The sequence below is a fragment of the Bradyrhizobium sp. HKCCYLRH1030 genome, assembly GCF_051168395.1.
Lineage (GTDB): Bacteria > Pseudomonadota > Alphaproteobacteria > Rhizobiales > Xanthobacteraceae > Bradyrhizobium.
This window is the reverse complement of the sequence record NZ_JBNPUY010000015.1, coordinates 14,294-30,196: the sequence shown is the minus strand read 5'-3', so window position 1 is coordinate 30,196 and position 15,903 is coordinate 14,294. Positions and strand designations below refer to the sequence as shown.

The following is a 15,903-nucleotide window of genomic DNA, read 5'->3' as shown; positions in this document are numbered from 1 at the left end:
GCCCGTTCACGCCCTGCGCTCGCGCTGCCCGGTCTCCGGCATCAGCAGCGCGATCAAGAGAAGACCTGTCAGCGCCACGCCTGACAGACCCATGAAGGCGGTGGCGCTGCCGTAACGGTCGCTGGCGAAGCCGGCGACGACGGTGGACAGCGATCCGCCGATCCCGGACGCCGTCCCGACGATTCCCTGCGCCAGATTGAAATGCCCGCTGCCGAAGGCGACGTCGGCCACCGTCAGCGGAATCATGACGGCGAACACGGCCGCCGTGACGCCGTCGAAGATCTGCACCGCCACCAGCACGTAGGGATCGTGCACGACCGCGAACAGCGCGCCGCGCATCGCGAGCGCGGCAAACCCCAGCATCAGCAGCGGCCTGCGGCCCCATTGCTGCGCGACCGCGCCGACCGAGGGCGAGGTCAGCGCCACGATCGCCTGCGGCACCACGATGCAGAACGCGATCAGCATCGGCGCCCATTCGCTCGATTTCGTCGTCACCACGCCGGCCATCAGCGGCAGCATCGCCGCATTGGCGAGCTGCAGCAGGAACACGCCGAGCGCGAACACGAGCAGCGCGCGCTGGCGCAGCAGGCCGAGCAGATTCGACAGCCGCGCGACCTCCTTGTCCTCGTGATGGGCTCGGCCGTGCGCCCGCGCGACGTCGATCTCGCGCTCGCGGATGCGCGACAACGCGATCAGCGTCGGAAAGGCGAGAATGAAGGTGACCAGGAACACGGCGCGGCTGGACAGCAGATAGCCGCAGGTGCCCATCACGGCCGCAGCCACGCCATTGCCGAGCGACGCGAACCGCGCATTGCGGCCGAGCCGCTCCGCCATGCCGCGCGGCCCGACCAGGCCGAGGCTGATCGCCGCGATCGCAGGGCCCAGCACGCAGCTCGCCGCCGCATGCAACGTCGCGGCACCCGCGACCACGGGAAAGATCGGCCAAGCGGCATAGGCCAGCGCGCAGCAGCCGATGGTCGCGATGGCAAGACCGGCGACGCGGCGCTCGGATCTGGCCGCATCGATGATCGCGCCGCCCGGCATCTGCCCGATCAGCCCGACGATGCCGCCGATCGACAGCACCAGGCCGATCTGGGCCTGCGTCCATTTCTGCGTCGTCAGATAGACCGCGATGAAGGGACCGAAGCCGGTCTGCACGTCGGCCAGGAAGAAGATGAACCAATCCAGCCCGTGCAGGCTCTGCCGCGACGGCGCTGGTCTTGAAGTCTGGCCATGATCCTCCCCGGCATCCGGACGCGCGCCCGCCTCTGCCGCGCCGTCAGGCTCGGGCTCCCGGTCAGGCGATCTCGACGGCCGTGCAATCGGCATGGCGTTCACATCTCAACTCATGAGGCGGACGGGACAGAACATCCCCACCGTGTTCCGCTGCACGCGCAGGCCGGACCGGCAATCTCACGCATCAACTCAATGATCGAAATCCCAGGGAGACAGCTTGCCGGACGCGCCGAGCACGACGACGGGCTTGTCCTCCTTGTATTCGGGCGCGGCCTTCACCTGCTCCTTGGTGAGGTCGAGCGTGACCTGGTCGCTCTTCTCGGCGATGTGCTTGAAATCGAGCGCGGTCCAGTCGACCACGATCTTGCGGCTGCCGACGCCGAGGAAGCCGCCGAAATCGATCACCGCGGCGCGCACCGTGCCGGTGAGATCGACGATGACGTCGACGATGTGGCCCATGTCCTCGCCGGTCGAGCTGCGCACGTCGCGACCGAGCACGCCATGCGCATCGCGCGCGCCGAGGATGGTGACCGAGGGCGGTGGTGCCGGCTCCTTCGCGGGCGCCGCGGCATCCTTGGCAGGCGGTGCCGGCGACGGCTGCTGCGCATGCCCGTCGCCGACATACGGACCGAGGAGCAACGGCAGCGTGACGAGACAGCCGCAAGCAGCTCGGTGGAGAGCGGGTTTCAACGCCATCATTGCGCCAGCACCAGCGAGACCTGGATCTGACCGCGCCGCCGCAGCACCTCCATGGAGATGTCCTCGCCATGGCGGCGAATGCGCAGGTCGATCGTGGAGCTGCCGAGCCTGAGATCGCGCAGCACCACCCAGTCCAGGAAGGCGGGCAGCCGCGGATTGCGCAGACGGATCTCGCCGCGCGCGGCGTCGAACTCGAGCCCGAGCGCCGCCTCGAGCAAGGTGAACGGCGTCGCGCTGGCCCAGGCCTGCGGCGCGCAGGCCACCGGATAGAGCGTCGGGCCGCGATGCTTCTCGCGCCGGAAGCCGCAGAACAGCTCCGGCAGCCGGCGCAGATCCATGTAGGACGCCGCTTCGAACAGGCCGCCGAACACCTGCTCGACCGCATGCTTGAGGCCATAGCGCGACAGGCCGAGCGCAATCAGCGCATTGTCGTGCGGCCAGATCGATCCGTCGTGATAGGACATCGGATTGTAGCGCGCTTCGCCGCAGGCCACGGTGCGGATGCCCCAGCCCGAGAAGAAATGCGGCCGCAGCAGTTCGGCGGCAAGCTTGCGGGCGCGATCCTCGCGCACCATGCCGCTGAACAGCAGCTGCCCGGCGTTGGACGTCCGGACGCGGCAGGGCTGCTTGTGGCCGTCGAGCGCGAGCGCATAGGTGTTCAGATCCTCGCACCAGAAGGCGTCCTCGAACCGTTCCGCGAGATCAGCGGCCTCGGCCTGGAGCCGGTCCGCCATCTCGGCCTTTCCGAGCCGACGGGCGCAACGCGCCGCCAGCTGCTTGCCGGCAAACACATAGCCCTGCACCTCCGCAAGCGCGATGTAACCTTCCGCGAGACGTCCATCGGCATGGAACACCGCGTCGTAGGAGTCCTTCCAGCCCTGGTTGGCGAGACCCTGCTCCGAGGCGCGCTGATATTCCACGAAGCCATCGCGATCGGGATCGCCGGGGCCGTCGATCCAGCGCAACGCCAGCTCGATCGCCGGCCATAACTCCCTCAGGGTGTCGATGTCGCCGGTGCGCTCGATATAAAGCCCGGCGAGCAGCACGAACAGCGGCGTGGAATCGACGCTGCCATAATAGCAGCCGAACGGCACCTCACGCAGCGCCGCCATCTCGCCGCCGCGCATCTCGTGCAGGATCTTGCCGGGCTCGGCATCGGACAGCGGATCGGTCGTGCGCGCCTGATGCACGGCGAGCCGGCGCAGGACGCCGCGGGCAATGCGCGGATCGACCCACAGCATCTGCATCGCGGTGATCAGCCCGTCGCGACCGAATGTGGTCGAATACCAGGGAATGCCGGCATAGGGATAACGCCCCTCCGGCGTATCCGTCATCAGGATGTTCAGATCGGCCGCTGCCTGGCACAGCACCTCGTTGAGGATGTCGTTGGAGGTCTCGATGCTGGCGGCGCCAACGGTGCATCGGCGCATCTCTCGGCGATGGGCGAGCAGGCTGCGGAAGAAGGGCCGGGGCCGCTCGCCGGCCTTGGCGTTGCACATCACGGCCACGAACAGCGAGGCCGATTCCTGCGGGGCAAGGTCGAAATGATAGGTTGCGACATTGACGGTGAGATGCGTCGGACGCGGATCGAAGCTCACGTCGGTGGTGCGCAGGACATTGTCCAGGCCGCGATAGTGCAGGACCACCTCGGACGGGTCCACCAGCCGGCTCGAGCCGATGCCGCGCCGCGGCCGCACGGTGCCTCGCACCTCGAAAAGGTCGGCAAAATCATTGTCGAATGTCAGCTTGAGATCGAAGCTGGCATGGCGATCGCCATGGTTCTGCAGCCCGATGCGCTGATAGGCCGTGCCATGCCAGAGAAAGATCGTGCGCACGATGTGCAGCATATCCTTCGGCAGCACCAGGCGGCCCTGGCTGTAGATGTCGGGATTGGTGAGATCGACGGTCAGCGCGGAGTTGTCGTCGCGCAGGCTCGAGCCGAGCAGCAGGGGCTGAACGTCGTCCAGCGTCAATTCGAGCCGCGCGAGATAGCGCGTATCGGCGTTGAAGAGACCGTCCGGTCCGCCGGCCGAGGCGCCGATGTCGCCATGGCCGTCGAGGACGATGAACGTATCGTCGTGCTTGAGCGAGCGCCGCGGCCGGGACGCCGGCCCCGTCATGGGAATATAGAACGGCTGCTCGACAAGCTCGTCCGTCTGGGTGATCAACGACAGTGTGCTTGCGACTTCGGCGGACATGTTGGCCTCATGCGATGTTGAAGTGCCCAGACAACCGAGAGTGCACGTTCTCGACGCGACCCGACGCTACGATCAGGCGGCGAACTTGGCGAGCCGGTTCATCTCCTGGGTGACGAGCTCACGATACGGGCCCTCGTCCTGCATCAGCCGGTCAGGCGCTCCGTCCTCGATGATCCTGCCCGATTTCAGCACCACCACGCGGTCAAAATTCCGCAAGGTCGCAAGGCGATGCGCGATCGCAATGACGGTGCGGCCGCGCATCAGACGACTCAACGCCTCACGTATGGCCTCCTCGGACTCGCTGTCGAGCGCGGCGGTGGCCTCGTCGAGCAGAAGGATCGGCGCATCCTTGAGGAAGGCGCGCGCGATCGCGATGCGCTGGCGCTGCCCGCCCGAAAGCTTGACGCCGCGATCCCCGACCATTGTCTGCAATCCCTCCGGCAGCGTCTCGACGAAGTCGCAGCGCGCCGCGATCGCCGCCCGCAACACCTCGTCGTCGGTCGCACTCGGACGTCCGTAGCGAATGTTCTCCAGAATGGAGCGATGAAACAGCGAGATGTCCTGCGGAACCACCGAGATCGCCTCGCGCAGGCTCTGCTGGGTGACCTTGGCGATGTCCTGGCCGTCGATCGTGATATGCCCGGCTTGCGGATCATAGAACCGTTGCAGCAGCGTGAACAGGCTCGACTTGCCGCCGCCGGACTGTCCAACCAGGCCCACGCGCTGGCCCGGCTGCAGGCGCAGCGTGAAATTCTCGAACAGCTTGTGACCGCCAGGATAGTGGAAGGTGATGTTGTCGAAGGCGATGGCCGCACCGCTCTTGACCAGCGGCTCGGCCTGCGGGTCATCGCGCAGCTCGTGCGGCTGCAGCAGGGTCGCGATCGCCTCGCTCATGCGCGCCACGTGCTGGGTGACATCGACCAGCGCCACCGCCAGATCCCGCGTCGCGTTGAGAATGCAGAGGCCGAGCGTGCAGACCAGCACGACGTCGCCGGTCGTCGCCCCGCCCCGCTGCCACAGCGAGATCGCCCACGCCATGAGCGCGATCGTCAGCACGATCGTCACCGTCGCGTGCAGAATGCGCAGCTTCTCGAGGTAGCGGAGACTGCGCCCGCGTGCCTCCAACTCCCTGTCGACCGTCGCGTCGAACCGGTCGTGCTCGTGGCGCAGGCCGCAGAACGCGCGCACCAGCGGCATGTTCGAGATCACGTCGACCATCTCGCCGTCGACCATGGCCGCCTTGTCGGCGAAATCGTCATGCAGCGGCTTGCCGGCGGCCGCCAGACGGAACATCGCCGCCACCATCATCGCCGCGATCAGCAGCAGGCCGATGGCCATCGGGCCGCTCACGGTTCCGATCAGGCAGATCGCCGCGACCGTGGCGAGGCATGGCGGCAAGACGTTCCAGACGAACATGTTCTCCACGGTGAACACGGCGTTCGACGTCGCCGTGATGCGGCTCGACAGCATGCCGGGCAAACGGTCGCCGAAATAGCTCGGCGAATGCCCGGTGAGATGACGGAAGATGTCGCGCCGGAGATCTCCGGTGACACGGACGAAGGTGAAGCTCGCGATCCAGCTGGCGACACGCCAAAGAATGTTGTCGGTCGCGATCAGCGCCATCAGCAGCACGAACGCGGCCCAGACGTTGCCGCCGCCCGCAGGCCCTGCCGAGAGGCTGTCGACGAGCGATTTCACGCCATATTGCGTGCCTACCGAACAGGCAACCGCACCGATGACGGCCATCAGAATTACGAGGTGGGCGGTGGGGCGCTTGCGCAGATAGCGCATCACGAAGGGAAAGGGTCGGTGCGCGTAGCCAGAAAGCTGATCCATGGTCTTCCCGTTGATGAGCGAGGTCGTGGCGACACCTGATGCGGCAGATGAACGACGAACGGTTTCTCGGGTTCCGTGCGCCTTCGCGGCGCAACCTGCCCTCCGACGATGCCGAGGCAGCAGCGTTGGAGAGCGGGGATGGCATCAATGAGACGGCACGGAACACGTTGTGTCGAAGAAAGAGTGATCGCGTGAATGGAACTTCGCACATGCGACAACGTTCCCGCTGTGGCAGTGCCGGTGCCATTGGGGGATTCATCCATGATCGGGCACGAACAGGAGACGATGAGATGCGCATTGCGCAAATAGCTCCATTGACGGAGGCCGTGCCTCCGAAGCTCTACGGCGGCACTGAGCGGGTCGTCCATTGGTTGACCGAAGAGCTCGTTGCCCTCGGACACGACGTCACCCTGTTCGCCAGCGGAGATTCTCAGACCTCGGCGAAGCTCTCTCCGACATGGCCGAAAGCACTGCGCCTCGACGGCTCGGTGAGGGATCCGAACGCGCTGCACATGGTGATGCTCGAAAACGTGCGGCAGCAATGCGACGACGAACAGTTCGACATTCTGCACTTCCACCTCGACTACTACCCGTTCTCCCTGTTCCACCGGCAACCCACACCGTTTCTGACCACCTTGCACGGCAGGCTCGATCTTCCGGAGCACCAGCCGGTGTTCTCTGTCTTCAAGGATGTTCCCGTCGTCTCGATCTCGGACTCGCAGCGCCGGCCGGTGCCGAATGCGAACTGGGTGCGCACCGTGCTGCATGGACTGCCCGCAACGCTCCTGATGCCCAAGCCGGTGACGCCGAGCTATCTCGCCGTGCTCGGACGCATCGCCCCGGAAAAGGGTGTCGACCGTGCCATCAAGATCGCCATGCGCTGCGGGATTCCGCTGAAGATCGCGGCCAAGATCGATCGCGCCGACCAAGACTATTATGAGCAGACGATCCGTCCCTTGATCCACGGCAATCCGCTCGTCGAGTTCATCGGCGAGATCAGCGATCACGAGAAGCCGGAGTTCCTGTCCGGCGCGCTCGGCCTGCTGTTGCCGATCGATTGGCCGGAGCCGTTCGGCCTGGTGATGATCGAATCGATGGCCTGCGGCACGCCCGTGATCGCCTACAACCGCGGCTCGGTTCCCGAAGTGATCGACGACGGTGTGACCGGCTTCATCGTCGAGGACGAGCTCAGCGCGGTCGCGGCCGTCAGTCGCCTGCCCGAGCTGAGCCGCGCCCGCGTGCGCGCGCAGTTCGAGCGACGCTTCACCGCGCGCCGGATGGCGCTCGACTATCTCGCGGCCTATCGCAGCCTGATCGACATCGCTGCGCCGCGCATCCGGCTGGTCAGCAGCGCCGAGTAGCATGAGGAGGCCGGGCAAGTTCGGCGAGCCCGGCCTCCGCCTCATCTCAGGTGACGGCAGCCCGCTTCGGCTCGACGATCTCGAACATGCGCGGGAACTCGTCCATCAGCGACATCAGCTCGGCCAGCCGCATCGGATTGCCCGCGAAGCTGATCTTCCCGGCGGCGACCGCTTCCGGAAAGCTCGTGGCCTTGGCAATGACCGCATCGAGCGTCGAACGCGCCAGCGTGAACCCCGCATCGGCGGTCGACGCCTGCACGCCGACCGCATAGGTCAGCGCACAATTCTGCAAGGTGAGCACGAAGCGCTCGCCGGTGTCGGTGAACGTCCAGTTCAGCACGATATGCTTGCCTTCCGCCTTGGGGCCGTTCAGCCTGACCCCGAGCACGTCCCATAGCTGCTCGGTGCGCAGCGCCGCCAGCGTCTCGCGCGGCAGGCCGGGCCGAGCCGGAACCTCCGGCATACCCTGGCGCAGCTCCTGCGCGCCGAACAGATAGGCATTGCGCCAGGTCGCACTCTCGGCGGCATAGCCGAGCTGCTCCAGCGTGTCGGCCAGCAGCGCGCGCGCCTCGGCATTGTCCGGCTCGGCGAAGACGAGATGACCCACGACCTGCGCGACGAAGCGGAATTCGCCGTTGGCAAAGTCCGCGCGCGCCCGCGCCAGCAGCGCCTCTGCCCCGCCCATATAGGAGACGTATTTCCGGCCGGCCTCGACCGGCGGCAGCGGATCGAGATTGACGGGATTGGCATCATACCAGCCGAGATATTTCTGGTAGATCGCCTTTACGTTGTGGCGGATGTGGCCGTAATAGCCGCGCGCATGCCATGCCCCTTCGAGGCTCCGGGGCAGCCTGATCTGCTCGGCGATCTCACTTGCGGTCAGGCCATGATTCATCAGCCGCACGGTCTGGTCGTGGGCAAATTTGTAGAGATCGCGCTGTTCGCGGATCATGCCGTCGACACGGCTCGCGCCCCATATCGGCCAATGATGCTGGCCGCACATCACCTCCGCCTTGCCGCCCCACAGTTGCAGCGCCTCGCCGAGATATTTCGACCACGCCAGCGCATCGCGCACGTCGGCGCCGCGAAACGGCAGCAGGTTGTGGAAGTTGTGCGTGCAGTTCTCGGCGAGGTTCAACAGGCGATAGCGCGGCACGAAGAAATGCATCTCCGCCGGCGCCTCGCTGTTCGGCGCCATCTGGAATTCGAAGGTGAGACCGTCGATGACCCGGGTGTCCCCGGTCGCCATGATCAGGTCGGTCGGCCGCAGCAGCGCAACGGCTCCCGCCGCCATGGTCTTGCCGAGCCCACAATCGACATGGCCCTTCGGCCCCTTCGCGAGCAGCGGCCCGAACTGATATTGCGCCCGGCGCAGCATCGCAGGGCCGGCGATGATGTTCTCGGAGACCGCATGCTCGATGAACAGGTTCGGCGCGATCAGCGGCACGCGGCCGCTGGCCATCGCGTCGTCGTCGACCACGCCGCGCGCGCCGCCCCAATGATCGGTGTGGGTATGCGTGAACATCACCGCCGTGACCGGCCTGACGCCGCGGTGCTGGTAGTACAGCTCCAATGCGGCCTGCGCGCCCTCGATCGAGGTCAGCGTGTCGACCACGATCACGCCGGTGTCCCCCTCGATCAGCGTCATGTTGGCGATGTCGAGCCCACGCACCTGGTAGACGCCGGGCACGACCTCGAACAGGCCGTGATGCATGTTGAGCTTCGCCTGCCGCCACAGGCTGGGATTGACGGTCGGCGGCGCCTGCTCCGCGTCAAGGAAGTAGTAAGGCGCGAGGCTCCAGACGGTGCGCCCCTGCGCCGTCGTCACCTTGGCCTGATCGATCGTGCCGAGAAAGCCGCGGGCGGCATCATCGAAATCGGCGGTGTCGCCGAACGGCAGCGCCTCCAGCACGGCCTGCTGCGCTGCGCTCACGGCCGCGCTGGCCTCCTTCGGATCCTTGGTGCCATCTCCGCTGACCGGCGCGCTCATGACTGTTTCCTCCGCAACGACGTTGGCACGATGCTAGTGCGCGGGATCGCGGAGCGCAAATCGTGGGCCGCAGAACAGCCCCTCAGAGCACGTGATCGACGGCCTCGTCGATGGCGGCATAGACCGTCTCGACATCCCCGGCGGTGACGCAGTAAGGCGGCATGACGTAGATGGTGTGGCCAAGCGGACGCAGCAGGACGTCGCTGTCGCGGAAGAAGGCCTGCAGCTTCGGGCCGACCTCGGCGAGGTAGCCCGGCTCGTCGGCATGGAGATCGAGCGCGGTGATGGTACCGCAGCGCCGCAGGTCGGAAAATCGCTCGTCGTAACGCAGGCGGTCGAGGCAGCGCTCCTGCGCGGCCGCGACGGCGGCGACCCGGGCCCGCGTCTGCGGCTGCCGCCACAGCTCGAGATTGGCGCTCGCTGCCGCGCAGGCGATGGGATTGGCGGTGTAGGAACTGGAGTGAAAGAACGTGCAGGCGCGGTCGGTCGAATAGTGCGCCTCGTAGATAGCGGGACTGCACAGCGTGACCGCAAGCGGCATCGCGCCTCCAGTCAGTCCTTTGGCGTAGCAGGCGATATCGGGGGCGATGTCCGCCTGCTCGCAGGCGAACAACGTGCCGGTGCGGCCCCAGCCGGTCATCACCTCGTCGGCGATGAACAGCACGCCGAACGCCTTGCAGATCCGGTGCATCTCGCGCAGCACCTCGGCCGGATACATCAGCATGCCGCCGGCGCCGAGCACCAGGGGCTCGACGATGAAGGCGGCCGGCCGGTCCTTCTCGCAAATTGTAGCGAGCGCATCCAGAGTCGCCTGTTCCCGGCCCTGCACTGGAAACGGGACGACGGCGACGTCGAACAGCAGCGGCTCATAGGCCGCATTGAACACGCCGCGCGCGCCGACCGACATCGCGCCGATGGTGTCGCCGTGATAGGAATGCTGCATCACCACGATGCGCGAGCGCGGCTCGCCGATGTTCTTGAAGTAGCCGAGCGCCATCTTCAGCGCGACCTCCACGCTGGTGGCGCCGCTGTCAGAGAAGAACACGTGCGTGAGGCTCGGCGGCACCAGCGCGAGCAGCCCGGCGGCCACCTGCTCGGCCGGCTCGTGGCTATGTCCGGCGAAGATGACCTGATCCAGCCGCTCGGCCTGGTCCTGGATCGCGCGCACGATATGCGGATGGCAATGGCCGTGCGTGACCACCCACCACGACGCGATCGCGTCGATGATCCGCCTGCCGTCGGCGGTGAAGAGATAGGCGCCCTCGCCGCGCGCGACCGCCGTCATCTCGGGCTGGAGCGCATGCTGCGTGAAGGGATGCCAGATCGGCGAGGTTGCCTTGCGCATCATGGTTCGAAATCCGTGCGCTGGAATTGGGTGGCGAACACGTGCTGCAGCGATCGCGCCGTCAGCGGCGTGACCCAGGGCAACCGGCCAAGGCGCCTCACCTCGCCGAGCCGGCAGATCGTATCTTCGTTGTCGTCGTGGCCGTCGCCGATGAAGGCGATGCCGAGCACGTCGATGCCACGACTGCGCAGCGCCGCCAGCGACAGCAGCGAGTGATTGATCGTGCCGAGACTGGTGCGCGCGCAGAGCACGACCGGCAGCTGCCATCGCGCGAAGACATCGAGATAGAGCGTTCCGGAATCGAGCGGCACCATGACGCCGCCGGCTCCCTCGATCACGACAGGCCGGCCGGCGGCCCGCGGAGGACGGAGGCGGAGCGGATCGATGCTGATGCCTGCGAGGCGCGCCGCGCGATCCGGCGAGGCCGGCTCGGCCAGCCGATAGGCTTCGGGCAGCACGCGATCGTCGGCGAGCTCGGCGAGCCGCTGGACGCAGCAGGAGTCCGTCTCCTCGGCAAGGCCGGCCTGGACCGGCTTCCAATAGCAGGCCCCGAGCAGCGCCGTGAGGCCGGCGGCGAACACCGTCTTGCCGATCCCGGTGTCGGTCCCGGTGACCACGATGCGCAGCGTCATGGCCGCGGCCTTCCGATCTCATCGGCGAGCGCGTCGAGCAGCGCCGCGATGGCCGGCTCGTCGATGTTCAAGGTCAGCGACAGCCTGAGCCGCGCCGTGCCCGGCGGCACCGTCGGCGGGCGGATGCCGCGGACGTCGAAGCCCCACGCCTGCAGCGCGGCAGCCAGGCTCATCGCGCGCGCATTGTCGCCGACGACGCAGGGAATGATCTGCGACGGCGACCAGCTTTCACCGAAGCGCGCGGCGATCGCGCCATGGGCGAAGGCAACGAGCTGCGCCAGCCTCCGCTGCCGCTCCGGCTCTTCCCGCAGGATCGCAAGCGCCTCCATCACCGCCACCGCCATCAGCGGCGACGGCGCCGTGCTGAAGACGAAAGGCCGGCAGCGATTGATCAGCGTGTCGCGCAGCACGCGGCTTGCGGTGACCAGCGCACCGGCTGCGCCCAACGCTTTGCCGCAGGTGTGAACGGTCACGACGCTCTCGCGTCCCTCGTAGGCTGCGGCCAGACCGCGGCCCTGCGCGCCGTGGACCCCGGTCGCATGGGCCTCGTCGATCAGCAGAAAGGCATCGTGGCGTTCGGCGATCGCGATCAAATCCGCCAGCGGCGCGAGATCGCCATCCATGCTGTAGAGGCTTTCGACGACGATCCAGGGCCGGCCCACCCCGCCGCCCCTGCGCCAGATCAGGATCGCGTCCTCGGCCGACTGGGCGTTGTTGTGGATGAACTGGCACGTCTCGGCACGGCCGGCGCGCGCGCCTTCATGGGTGCTGGCATGAACCAGCGCATCGAGCACCAGCAGGTCGTCGCGCTGCGGCAGCGTGGTGAGCACGGCGAAGTTCGCCATGTAGCCGGAGCCGAAGAACAGCGCGCTCTCGGCACCGAAGAAGCGCGCCGCGTCCGCCTCGAGCCGTTCGTGCTCCTCGCAATTGCCACGCAGCAGGCGCGAGCCGCCGGCGCCGACCGGCGTGCCGGCCTCCATGGCCGCGGCGACCGCGCGCTTCATCCGCGGAGCCTGTGCGAGACCGAGATAGTCGTTGGAGGAGAAATCGAGACCGGCCCGTGGACTGAGGCGCCGCAACCGGTCATCGGCCGCGAGTCTCTGCAGACCGTCGGAATAGATCGCCAATCTGTCGGACGACATGGGCATGGCTCCGCTCTCTTTCGGTCAGCCGCGGACGTGGACCGGCACGACAAGGCAGTTCCGTGGGCGCCGTCGCGCCGAGATCGCGCTGAGGGTTGAATCAGGCCGGGGACGAAGCCTCCGCGCCCTCGCCGGCGGCGATCGGCGCGCCCGGGCGCGCCAACAGCGACGATGTCATGCCGAGCCGTGCGAGCAGATCGGCATCGCGGTCGCGTTGCGGATTGGCCGTGGTCAGCAGCACGTCGCCGATGAAGATGGAATTGGCGCCGGCGAGCAGGCACAGGGTCTGCAGCTCGTCGCTCATATATTGCCGGCCCGCGGACAGCCGCACCACGCTGGCCGGCATCATGATCCTGGACACCGCGATCAATCGCACGAGCGCAATCGGATCGGGCCGCGCGGCCGTAGCGTTGACCGGCACGCCCTTGACCTCGTTCCACATGTTGATCGGCACGCTGTCGGGATGCTCAGCGAGATTGGCCAGCAGCACCAGCATGCCGAGCCGATCATCGACCTCCTCGCCCATGCCGATGATGCCGCCGCAGCACACCTTGATGCCGGCCTGCCGCACATGCGCGAGCGTGTCGATGCGGTCCTGCAGCGTGCGCGTGGTGATGATGCGGTCGTAGAATTCGGGCGAGGTGTCGACATTGTGGTTGTAGAAGTCGAGCCCGGCCTCTCTCAGCCGCTGCGCCTGCGGCGGGGTCAGCATGCCCAGCGTGACGCAGGTCTCCATGCCGAGACCCTTCACCGCGCTGACCATGTCGCAGACCTGATCGAGGTCGCGGTCCTTCGGACTGCGCCAGGCGGCGGCCATGCAGAAGCGCTCGGCCCCGGCGGCCTTCGCGCGCCGCGCGGTGGCGACCACCTCGTCGCGGTCCATCAGCTTGGTCGCCTTGAGCCCAGTGTCGTAATGCGCGCTCTGCGAGCAGTAGCCACAATCCTCCGGGCAGCCGCCGGTCTTGATGCTGAGCAGGCTCGCTGTCTCGACGCGGGTGGGATCGAACTGCCGGCGATGCGCCGACTGCGCCAGGAACATCAGGTCCGGAAGTGGCAGGCGATAGAGCGCCTCGGCCTCGTCTCTGGTCCAGTCATGACGGATGGCATTGCCAACCGCCATTCGATCAGGGCCCGCGCCGCTTTGATCCGCCATGCTCGCTCCACGCCAAATTATAGATTATCATAGACATTATCTATGATTTCTCTGTATTCGAGCACCGTATCGGACGAGAGCTTCCGCTGCATCGGTTTTTTCGATAGATAATCTATGACTATGCCGGACGAGAATCTCACCACCGCTCAGCGGATCGCCGAAGCGATCACCGATCGCATCGTCAGCGGTGCGCTGCCGCCCGACGCGCCGTTGCGGCAGGACCACGTCGCGCGCGAGTTCAACTCCAGCCACGTGCCGGTGCGCGAGGCATTTCGGCAGCTCGAGGCGCTCTATCTCGTGGTCGCCGCGCCGCGACGCGGCGTACGCGTGGCACCGCTCGATGCGAAGTCGACCAGGGAGATCGTCGAGATGCGCACAGCGCTCGAGGTGATCGCGCTGCGCAATGCCGCGCCGCGCTATACGCCGGCGCATCTCGCCGCGATCGAGCTGGCGCTGATCGAGGCCGACAATGCCGAGACCATCCAGGAGTTCGAGACCGCGAACCGCGCCTTCCACCGCGCGCTGGTCGCGCCCTGCGCGATGCCGCGGCTGCTGGCGAGCCTCGACGGACTACGCCTCGCGAATTCGCGCCTCGTGCTGGCGATGGCCCGCAATGCCGGCTGGCGTCCGCGCACCAACCAGGATCACCGGCTGATCCTGCAGGCCCTGCGCGCCCGCCAGATCGGCCACGCCTGCGAGCTCCTGACGCGGCACAACCAGACGATCGAGCGGCTGGCAAGGCCGGGCGTGTAGCCGGCTTCAACCCGTTCCTTGCGACCGGGCGCATACCGCCATGCGCCCGCGACGGCTGGGGCGCTCGCCTGCTCCCGTGTACATGCTGATCCGGACGCGCCCCGCGAACCGAAGGTCTCCAAAGGTCTCCATGTCCAACCGCCACCACGCTTCGAGGCTCGCCGGCGACGGCACCGCCGACGGCCTGCCGCCGGGCCAGCGTCCCTGGGCGATCGCGGCGATCTTCACCGCGCTGTCGATGGCCTCGCTCGACGTCGCCATCGCCAACATCGCGCTGCCGTCGATCTCGGCCGATCTCCACGTCTCCCCGGCCGAGGTGGTCTGGGTGGTCAACATCTACCAGATCGCGCTGGTGGCGACCTTGCTGCCGCTCGGCGCGCTCGGCGAGATCGTCGGCCATCAGCGCATCTATCTCGGCGGCCTCCTGCTGTTCACGCTGGCCTCGGTCGGCTGCGCGCTGGCGTGGTCGCTGCCGACCCTGGTCGTTGCCCGCGCGTTGCAGGGCCTCGGCGCCAGCGGCATCATGAGCGTCAACACCGCGCTGGTGCGCTACGTCTATCCTGGAAAAATGCTCGGCCGCGGCCTCGGCCACAACGCGCTCGTGGTCGGCATCTCCTTCACCTTCGGCCCGACCATTGCGTCCGCCATTCTCTCGCTCGGCTCCTGGCCTTGGCTGTTTGCGATCAACCTCCCCTTCGGCCTGATCGCCATCGCGATCGGCATGAAGATGCTGCCGCGCACGCCGCGCGCCGAGCATGGCTTCGACTTTCTCGGCGCCGGGCTCGCTGCGCTCTGCCTCGGCCTGTTCATCACCGGCATCGGCAGCGCCGCGCATGGCGCGACGCCGGCCATGGTGGTGGCAGAGCTTGTCGGCGCGCTCGTGCTCGGCGTCATCCTGACCCGCCGCCAGGCCGACCACCCGGCGCCGATGCTGCCGATCGACCTGTTCCGCCGCGGGGTTTTCGCGCTGTCGGCGGCGACCGCGGTTTGCTCCTTCTCGGTGCAGGGCCTCGGCTTCGTGTCGCTGCCGTTCTATTTCGAGGACATTCTCCAGCGTTCGCAGGTCGAGACCGGGTTCTTCATGACCCCCTGGCCGCTCGCGGTCACGATCATGGCCCCGATCGCCGGGCGGCTGTCGGACCGTTTTCCCGCCGGCCTGCTTGGCGGCATCGGCCTGGTGATGCTCGGATCCGGCATGGCGCTGCTCGCCATGCTGCCCGAGAACCCGAGCATCGCCAACATCGTCTGGCGCATGCTGATCTGCGGCATCGGGTTCGGCTTCTTCCAGGCGCCGAACATGAAGGCTATCATGTCAAGCGCCCCGCCCCATCGCAGCGGCGGCGCCAGCGGCATCGTCGCCACGGCCCGGTTGACCGGTCAGACCACCGGCGCGGCGCTGGCCGCCTTGTGCTTCAGCCTTGCGGGGCACGACGGAGCCACCCTTGCCTTGGCCCTCGGCGCAGGTTTCGCCGCGCTGGGCAGCGTGATGAGCTTTCTGCGGCTGGCCGTAGCTCCGCCGCGCGGCCCATGAGCCGGAGCAACTACAACCCCGGCTCAT

Annotated in this window: 12 protein-coding genes; 3 read left to right on the top strand and 9 right to left on the bottom strand. The window is 67.2% G+C overall.

Features of this window, described 5'->3' with window-relative positions:
- Positions 1–6: 6 nt before the first annotated feature.
- From ACQR1E_RS30950 to ACQR1E_RS30935, 4 genes are all read right to left on the bottom strand, one after another.
- Entirely contained in the window at positions 7–1,329 is a 1,323-nt protein-coding gene (locus tag ACQR1E_RS30950; RefSeq protein ID WP_434897965.1) for an MFS transporter, read from the bottom strand.
- Between the two features lie 96 nt (positions 1,330–1,425).
- Positions 1,426–1,935 carry a PRC-barrel domain-containing protein gene (locus tag ACQR1E_RS30945; RefSeq protein WP_316202304.1) on the bottom strand — a complete coding sequence of 170 codons (510 nt, stop codon included), beginning with the start codon at positions 1,933–1,935 and terminating at the stop codon, positions 1,426–1,428.
- Positions 1,932–4,133, bottom strand: a complete 2,202-nt coding sequence (locus ACQR1E_RS30940) for an amylo-alpha-1,6-glucosidase (protein WP_434897964.1) — start codon at positions 4,131–4,133, stop codon at positions 1,932–1,934. Before ACQR1E_RS30940 ends, ACQR1E_RS30945 begins: the two co-directional genes overlap by 4 nt.
- 72 nt (positions 4,134–4,205) lie before the next feature.
- A complete protein-coding gene (locus ACQR1E_RS30935; RefSeq protein WP_315754206.1) occupies positions 4,206–5,969 on the bottom strand; it encodes an ABC transporter ATP-binding protein in 1,764 nt (587 codons plus the stop codon).
- 290 nt (positions 5,970–6,259) lie between these two features.
- Here ACQR1E_RS30935 and ACQR1E_RS30930 point away from each other — a divergent pair, with 290 nt between their 5' ends.
- Complete coding sequence (locus ACQR1E_RS30930) at positions 6,260–7,330, top strand: glycosyltransferase family 4 protein (protein ID WP_434897963.1); 1,071 nt, start codon at positions 6,260–6,262, stop codon at positions 7,328–7,330.
- 46 nt (positions 7,331–7,376) lie between these two features.
- On the opposite strand, the gene ACQR1E_RS30925 is transcribed toward ACQR1E_RS30930, so the two are convergent.
- The 5 genes from ACQR1E_RS30925 to bioB form a co-directional block, all read right to left on the bottom strand.
- On the bottom strand, positions 7,377–9,320 hold the full coding sequence (locus ACQR1E_RS30925) for an alkyl/aryl-sulfatase (RefSeq protein WP_434897962.1): 1,944 nt from the start codon (positions 9,318–9,320) through the stop codon (positions 7,377–7,379).
- Positions 9,321–9,402: 82 nt separating this feature from the next.
- Positions 9,403–10,668: an adenosylmethionine--8-amino-7-oxononanoate transaminase gene (locus tag ACQR1E_RS30920; RefSeq protein ID WP_315754212.1), complete on the bottom strand. Its 1,266-nt coding sequence runs from the start codon at positions 10,666–10,668 to the stop codon at positions 9,403–9,405.
- On the bottom strand, positions 10,665–11,297 hold the full coding sequence (bioD, locus tag ACQR1E_RS30915) for a dethiobiotin synthase (protein WP_316170625.1): 633 nt from the start codon (positions 11,295–11,297) through the stop codon (positions 10,665–10,667). The genes ACQR1E_RS30920 and bioD overlap by 4 nt, the downstream gene beginning before the upstream one ends.
- Positions 11,294–12,439: an 8-amino-7-oxononanoate synthase gene (locus ACQR1E_RS30910; protein ID WP_316170626.1), complete on the bottom strand. Its 1,146-nt coding sequence runs from the start codon at positions 12,437–12,439 to the stop codon at positions 11,294–11,296. Before ACQR1E_RS30910 ends, bioD begins: the two co-directional genes overlap by 4 nt.
- 100 nt (positions 12,440–12,539) lie before the next feature.
- Positions 12,540–13,592 (bottom strand): biotin synthase BioB, encoded by a 1,053-nt coding sequence (bioB, locus tag ACQR1E_RS30905; RefSeq protein WP_410051821.1) that lies wholly within the window; start codon positions 13,590–13,592, stop codon positions 12,540–12,542.
- A gap of 120 nt (positions 13,593–13,712) precedes the next feature.
- On the opposite strand from bioB, the gene ACQR1E_RS30900 reads away from it, so the two are divergent.
- Both ACQR1E_RS30900 and ACQR1E_RS30895 read left to right on the top strand, forming a co-directional pair.
- Positions 13,713–14,345 carry a GntR family transcriptional regulator gene (locus tag ACQR1E_RS30900; RefSeq protein WP_315715813.1) on the top strand — a complete coding sequence of 211 codons (633 nt, stop codon included), beginning with the start codon at positions 13,713–13,715 and terminating at the stop codon, positions 14,343–14,345.
- A 130-nt stretch (positions 14,346–14,475) separates the two neighbouring features.
- On the top strand, positions 14,476–15,876 hold the full coding sequence (locus ACQR1E_RS30895) for an MFS transporter (RefSeq protein WP_315715686.1): 1,401 nt from the start codon (positions 14,476–14,478) through the stop codon (positions 15,874–15,876).
- The last annotated feature ends 27 nt before the right edge of the window (positions 15,877–15,903 follow it).

Coding starts and splice junctions, on each gene's coding strand:
- ACQR1E_RS30950 (WP_434897965.1), bottom strand. CDS start 1,329: ATGCCGATTGCACGGCCGTCGAGATCGCCTGACCGGGAGCCCGAGCCT.
- ACQR1E_RS30945 (WP_316202304.1), bottom strand. CDS start 1,935: ATGATGGCGTTGAAACCCGCTCTCCACCGAGCTGCTTGCGGCTGTCTC.
- ACQR1E_RS30940 (WP_434897964.1), bottom strand. CDS start 4,133: ATGTCCGCCGAAGTCGCAAGCACACTGTCGTTGATCACCCAGACGGAC.
- ACQR1E_RS30935 (WP_315754206.1), bottom strand. CDS start 5,969: ATGGATCAGCTTTCTGGCTACGCGCACCGACCCTTTCCCTTCGTGATG.
- ACQR1E_RS30930 (WP_434897963.1), top strand. CDS start 6,260: ATGCGCATTGCGCAAATAGCTCCATTGACGGAGGCCGTGCCTCCGAAG.
- ACQR1E_RS30925 (WP_434897962.1), bottom strand. CDS start 9,320: ATGAGCGCGCCGGTCAGCGGAGATGGCACCAAGGATCCGAAGGAGGCC.
- ACQR1E_RS30920 (WP_315754212.1), bottom strand. CDS start 10,668: ATGATGCGCAAGGCAACCTCGCCGATCTGGCATCCCTTCACGCAGCAT.
- bioD (WP_316170625.1), bottom strand. CDS start 11,297: ATGACGCTGCGCATCGTGGTCACCGGGACCGACACCGGGATCGGCAAG.
- ACQR1E_RS30910 (WP_316170626.1), bottom strand. CDS start 12,439: ATGTCGTCCGACAGATTGGCGATCTATTCCGACGGTCTGCAGAGACTC.
- bioB (WP_410051821.1), bottom strand. CDS start 13,592: ATGGCGGATCAAAGCGGCGCGGGCCCTGATCGAATGGCGGTTGGCAAT.
- ACQR1E_RS30900 (WP_315715813.1), top strand. CDS start 13,713: ATGCCGGACGAGAATCTCACCACCGCTCAGCGGATCGCCGAAGCGATC.
- ACQR1E_RS30895 (WP_315715686.1), top strand. CDS start 14,476: ATGTCCAACCGCCACCACGCTTCGAGGCTCGCCGGCGACGGCACCGCC.